Here is a 6,000-nt window from a genome sequence, read left to right as displayed (position 1 = left end):
AAATTGCTTTTCTGCAATATCGATCATTTGTGAAAATCCTTCGGAGCGGAGTTTCTCATCTTCCAGTTGTTTTTCCAACTCCTTAATACGTCTCAGAAGGGCCGTTTTGGAGATTTTATCATCCGGTTCCATACCAACAGAATAAACCTTTTCATTACCAAATTTACGAATCCATTTTAAAACTGTTGTGTGCCCTTTAATATGGTACTTCCGTCGGGCTGCTTCTTTGGTAATAAGCCCCATTTGTACTTCGTTAACGACTTGTTTTATAAAACTCTCGCTATACATACTAAATCCTGCCATAAGTTTACTTTTTGTGTAAACCTATTTCAGGACAAGACAATGTCCTCCTCTGGAGGAGGTGGCCGCAGGTCGGAGGAGGATTTTTTGGTGGACAATGAGAAATGCTTCTTCCGGGTTCAGAACAACAAAAAGAATAGAAACCCTTATAACTACAGAAACCCCTCAGCGTAACCTGAAACCAAAAAAAATCCCCATCCGGGCGGAACCAGACGAGGATGAATTATATAGAATTGTTTTTGGTTTTGCGATTTCGCGGAAGCGACGGGTTATTTCCGGTCGGCTCCCTGGCGATCGAGCATCCAGCCGGGATATTCGGGTGCCAGCTGGCTTACCTCGTTGAGTTGAGCGAGCTCGTCGGCACTGAGCTGTACGTTCACCGAAGCAAGGTTATCGGCCAGCTGCTGCGGCTTGTTGGCGCCCACAATCACGGTGGTGACGGCTTCCTGGTGCAACAGCCACGCAAGGGCAATTTGTGCCACGGTGACATCTTTGGCTGTGGCAATTTCGCGCATCACATCGATGATGTCGAAGGCTTTGTCTTTGTTCACCGGCGGGAAATCGAAGTTGGCCCGTCGTCCTTCGCCCGATTCCACATCGCGGCCGTATTTACCGCTCAACAATCCTCCGGCCAGCGGACTCCAGACCATCAGGCCCAGTTTCTGGTCGAGAAGGAGCGGAACCAGTTCGCGCTCGAGGTCGCGTCCGGCAATGGTGTAGTAGGCCTGCAGCGAAACGAACTTGCTGAGGTGCTCGCGGGCCGAGATGCCCAACGCTTTCATGATTTGCCAGGCAGCCAGGTTGCTGCACCCAATGTGACGAACCTTGCCGGCTTTCACCAGCGAATCGAGGGCGTCGAGGGTTTCCTCGAGCGGTGTCAATGCGTCGAAGCCGTGAATCTGGTACAGGTCGATGTAATCCATGTTCAGTCGTTGAAGGCTTTCGTCGGCCTGTTGCAGGATGTGTTTCCGGCTTAGACCGGAATCGTTGGGGCCTTCGCCCATCTTACCACGCACCTTGGTAGCTACCACCAGGTCGCTGCGTTTCAGGCCTAAATCGCGGATAGCCTGTCCGGTCATCTGCTCACTGAGGCCTTCGCTGTACACGTTGGCCGTGTCGATGAAGTTAATGCCGCCGTCGACGGCCTGCTTCACCAGTGCGTTAACCTGTTCCTGCGGCAGGGTCCCGATGGCGGTCCACATGCCGCGTCCGCCAAAGGTCATGGTGCCGAGGCACAGTTCCGAAACTTTTAATCCGGTATTTCCTAATAAGTTGTACTTCATGATACGTCTTTTTTGTTAGTTATCTTTTCAGCGTGGAATGCTGTTTAGGTGCTGTTTATTGGTGTAAACTGCCGGAAGGGCCGAAAAGTTGAATGAGGCGGGGATTGTTTTGATTCTTTAACGTTTGTTCCTTATTCTTTGGGCTTCTGCTAAATCATTTGGGTTACGGAAATTTTGTTCAGTGTCTTTAATCTGTGTCATCCGGGTTCAGACAAAAAGAGACGCGATGATTCGCGTCTCTTCGGGTAGGTTATTTGTGGTCGCGTTAGGGGATTGGAATTATTCTTAATGCCAGTTAAACCGGTAGCCAACATTCAGGCTGAAGGTCTGGTTATAATAATACTGTGGATGGGGAATCAGGTCGCGGCCATATGATTTGCCAACCGTTCGGTTCCAGATAAATTCGATGAGGATATCGCCGGGTTTGTCAGTCATCGACCACAGGTAGCCGGCGCCTACAAAGTATCCGGGCTCGGTATCATTGGCCCCCCGGTCATTCTCGTATGTATAATCGCTTCCTCCGACAGTCACCTTTCCTTTTTCTTTTGAGTTGAGCAGTTTGGCAAACGTAGGACCGCCCTGCAGGTACAGTTCGTTTTCCTTTACCGGGAAATAGATTTTCAATGGAACATCCAGCGTCAGGTAGTTTTGAATCCAGTTAATGCGGCCATCCACCGGTTCGAAATCCTGCAAATCGTTGTTCCAATGTTGGGTGGCATTAATGCGGGTACCCTTTTGGATATACGATGTCCCGATACCCAATGATAGTAAGTTGCTGAAACGGAAATCGAGGACGCCGCCGAAATTCATTCCGGGTTTTAAGCGATCGCTGGCGGCGCTGTTGGCATAAAAGTTATCCGGTGAGTCTCCGTTCAGAAATGTCTCGCTTTGCACATCCTTTCCATACATGTTCGCCAGGGTGAGGCCACCTTTCAGCGATAAGCTAATTCCTTTTTTGTTGTCTTGTGCCTGCGAAACGACAGGCAGAATCAGTAGTAGATACAGTGCTAATTTCTTCATGACAATAGATTAGTTTATTATCAGATGAAGAGTGGGGCAGGATGGTTGCTTATTCAGATAAATTTATCTTCTTTATTCGTTTATCTATTCCCGTTAGGTGAATGAAACTGACCACGGCTAGGATTAAGCTGATGCTGACCATTTCCGGTGAACCGAGAAACATGTTGAACCGTTCGGGTTCGGTGAGGTTGATGTTAGTTTCCACACGGTACAACCGGCTGCCAAACAGGAGCACCATCCATCCGAAATGCAATGCCCACGAGTATCCGATATGCCGGTTACTAACGATGAGGCTATTTCGTACGAAGCCAATAAGGAAAAGGGTGGTTAGAGTGGTCGGCCCGAGTGTACCGCGTTGGAGGAATATCCACCGGTAAAAGGCGAAATGACCAGCAGCAAAAAATAAGGCCAAAGCGGCTGCGGCTAACAGCGAATTGATTTTCCATTTGCGGACAAGCAGATACAGCGGAATTCCGCCCAGGATGATTTCTTCGTTGAGTATGTAGAAAATATCATGGTAGTAGTTCCGGTAATTCGTGAACTGAATGGCTACCTGGTTCCGGCTTCCGATATGTTGGATGAGCAGCATGGAACCGATAACTACGATAAGCACGAGAAGAACGGTTTTAGTGAATATTTTGAAGGATATCTTCAATCCGGTGACGCGAAGAAACTCTTTTCCCCAGAGAAGGTAACTGAAAAACAGGATAAGAGCCGTCCCGATGGAGGAGTACCACCAGCCGTTGAAATAGTAATAGGAAAAGAGCAGGTAAGAGCTCAATAGCAGAATGGTTAATATGGTATTTCTAATTCGCTTCATCAGGACAGAATTGGTTTTATCTGTATTGTCAGGTTGTTTTGTCAGGCGCGTTGGCCATCAGCATGTCGATGAAGTTATCCAGGCTATATTGCTCATGGTTTTTCTGGGCTTCCTTTAAGGCCTCTTTACCGGCTTCTTTCAATGCCTCGATATTGGCCGGCGATGCATCCGCCATATCTTTGGCGTAATAGCGTTTGTCTTGCGGAACATCAACGCGTTTGTAGTTGTACTGCTGTTCTTCGGCCAGTGAGCCAAACAGTCTTTTCAACTGGTAATCGACCGTATCGAAGCTACCGTCCATCATGATGTCGGGTGTCGATTTAGCCCATTTCAGCAATCCCCAGTTACTGCTCTTTTCCACCGCCGGTAAATCAAACTGTCCACCGCCGGTCCCAATGGAGAGAATCAGCATCTGTTCGGCCGATGGATAAGAAGCTTGCGGAAAGACAGAGTTCCGGCATTCGGCGTAACCACACATCGTCGGATTATTGGCATACACACCGCCATCGATATTCACCATCGTATTGCCGGTAACGAGGTTTTTAATCACGGCCGAGGGGAAGTACGTGGGAGCGGCGGAAGTGGAACGCGCCACATCTTTCACATAGAACTCCCGCTGTTTGTGTTCCGGTTCGCGGCTACTGAAGAAGAATGAAGATTTGGAAGCTAAATCGTATGTAGTGACCAGGCATGGTTTCACCAGTTCGCTCATCTTCAGTTCGCCGAACTCTTCGGCAAAGATGGATTCCAGGTTGTTGGCCGTATACTTGCTGGCATTGTACAGCTGACGCAAGCCAAGCCACGAATAGTGTTTGGAGGCATTGAAGATGCGGTAACCTTTCTCGGAATAGAACTCCAGCGCTTGCGAGGCTTTGTATTTGGTCAGTGGTTGGCCTTCTCTCTGTTCAGGGTTAGGCGTAAGGTAGAAGCAGGTGAGTATCCCTCCGGTACTTGTTCCGATGATAAAGTCGAACAGATCGGCTAACCGGGCGTTGGGATTACCGGTTTTCTCGATGAATTTGTTCTCGATGTATTCTAAAACCGTAGCCGGAATAATGCCGCGGATACCGCCGCCATCAAGCGAGAGGATGCGTACTTTCTTCATGATGAGGTTAATTGTGTTGGAGAGTAAATTTATTGAATAAATGCTATTCCGGCAAAACGGAAGAGTAGGAAAGGGGTGTTCCTCAATAGAATATAAGATTTCTAAATTGCGAAAGTAAAATGATTCAGTGGAATATATACCGGGACGATCTAAGTTCATCCCGGTATATATTTAAAAGTATTAGAAGCGGTATCCCAAGACAAAGAAATATTGGCCAACAGGTGAGTTTAAGAACACATAAGGAGATGAACCTCCCGTTCTCTTGTACCGGGCTTCCAGGGAATAACGATGATATTTTAAGCCGACACCTCCGATATAACCGAATTCAAGTTTCCTGACTTCATCTAATGCCTTCTCTTTTGTGTTTTTATAAGTACTCGTCACGATTTTCTGATTGGTTTCACTTATTTTCAAACCAGTGGTAATTCCACCATTGATAAAAACGAAACACCTGCTTATCGGATATTTGAAACGTACCATGTTATTCATTGACAGATAGCCGAAACCAAGTTCAGAATTTGTTCGTGTAGCGTTAATGGAGGAGTTGTATTCCGCGACGGCTTTATACGAACAATAGATTAGCTCATTATAAATTGAAAGTTTTCCCTGACCGCGTGGTATAACGTAATTGAGATACAAGCCTGCCGTTGGATTAACGGACTTAGGAATATGGACTCTCGTTAGGTAGTCAAATAAATCACCCCCCGAAAATTCAGCCATTGTGATAGTTGTCCCTGCTACGATACCAAACTCAACGGTACCATTATCAACCTTTTTATTAAATTTTGTTGTTTGTGAGTTCTGTTTGTAGTAGGTCAGGAAGAGTTGACTCAAACTTGACTTAGTATAGTCCGTATGTGGAGCTAGCTCCTTTATCGATGGAGCATTGTTGAAATAGAATGCCAGCTGGCCGACATATCTTTTATCTCTGTAAATTTTGTTTTCTGAGTGTAACTTATAGACGTTGTAGATTAGTAGAATGTACTTGTTATGGTATTTGATATAGAAGTTATTTATTCCGAGGCGATTTTTGTAATGATACAGGCTTTTGTCGCCTTGTACCAATGTTTGAAGAAATGTTGTATCTACTTTTGCTTCCAGATTACTTTCATCACTTAGATTGCTGATAATCCTCGAGTTGACAGACGCTTTTACAATGGCACTTACATATATCTCGTCGCTGACCTGAAATGATTTGATGTCGAGCGGGGTGTACTTGTGAATACTTGGCTCATTGTCTTGTTTAAAAGCTATTTTGTTCGGATTCTCATCCCAATTCCGGTAGTCGATGGAGCCTTTTAACGTGTCCCCCTGAAGAGTCACAATGTATCCCGGTATGAAGTTTTGCTGTGAATAGGTGGTCAGAGATAGAAATGTGATCAGAATCAGGAATGATAGAGATTTGACGATTTTTGCTGTTTTCATAGGTTAAGCATTATTGTTTTAATAATTATCATCGGATTAGTTTACTT

General features: G+C 46.0%; 5 protein-coding genes and 1 pseudogene. All 6 read right to left on the bottom strand.

The genetic code is table 11. The annotated features are described in order from the left end of the window. A pseudogene (locus T426_RS23320) lies at positions 1 to 303 on the bottom strand (hypothetical protein); the annotation flags it as partial. Between the two features lie 266 nt (positions 304 to 569). After that, complete coding sequence (locus tag T426_RS0109860) at positions 570 to 1,583, bottom strand: aldo/keto reductase (RefSeq protein WP_025865217.1); 1,014 nt, start codon at positions 1,581 to 1,583, stop codon at positions 570 to 572. Positions 1,584 to 1,868: 285 nt separating this feature from the next. After that, on the bottom strand, positions 1,869 to 2,603 hold the full coding sequence (locus T426_RS0109855; RefSeq protein WP_025865218.1) for an outer membrane beta-barrel protein: 735 nt from the start codon (positions 2,601 to 2,603) through the stop codon (positions 1,869 to 1,871). A gap of 49 nt (positions 2,604 to 2,652) precedes the next feature. Beyond that, complete coding sequence (locus tag T426_RS0109850) at positions 2,653 to 3,423, bottom strand: hypothetical protein (RefSeq protein ID WP_027585616.1); 771 nt, start codon at positions 3,421 to 3,423, stop codon at positions 2,653 to 2,655. Positions 3,424 to 3,451: 28 nt separating this feature from the next. After that, a complete protein-coding gene (locus T426_RS0109845) occupies positions 3,452 to 4,528 on the bottom strand; it encodes a patatin-like phospholipase family protein (protein WP_036984735.1) in 1,077 nt (358 codons plus the stop codon). 180 nt (positions 4,529 to 4,708) lie between these two features. Continuing rightward, entirely contained in the window at positions 4,709 to 5,953 is a 1,245-nt protein-coding gene (locus T426_RS0109840) for a porin family protein (RefSeq protein WP_025865222.1), read from the bottom strand. Positions 5,954 to 6,000 lie beyond the last annotated feature (47 nt).

It is taken from the genome of Prolixibacter bellariivorans ATCC BAA-1284, from assembly GCF_000621705.1.
GTDB classification, from domain to species: domain Bacteria; phylum Bacteroidota; class Bacteroidia; order Bacteroidales; family Prolixibacteraceae; genus Prolixibacter; species Prolixibacter bellariivorans.
This window is presented reverse-complemented; position numbering and strand designations above follow the sequence as displayed.

Coding starts and splice junctions, on each gene's coding strand:
- T426_RS0109845 (WP_036984735.1), bottom strand. CDS start 4,528: ATGAAGAAAGTACGCATCCTCTCGCTTGATGGCGGCGGTATCCGCGGC.
- T426_RS0109860 (WP_025865217.1), bottom strand. CDS start 1,583: ATGAAGTACAACTTATTAGGAAATACCGGATTAAAAGTTTCGGAACTG.
- T426_RS0109840 (WP_025865222.1), bottom strand. CDS start 5,953: ATGAAAACAGCAAAAATCGTCAAATCTCTATCATTCCTGATTCTGATC.
- T426_RS0109850 (WP_027585616.1), bottom strand. CDS start 3,423: ATGAAGCGAATTAGAAATACCATATTAACCATTCTGCTATTGAGCTCT.
- T426_RS0109855 (WP_025865218.1), bottom strand. CDS start 2,603: ATGAAGAAATTAGCACTGTATCTACTACTGATTCTGCCTGTCGTTTCG.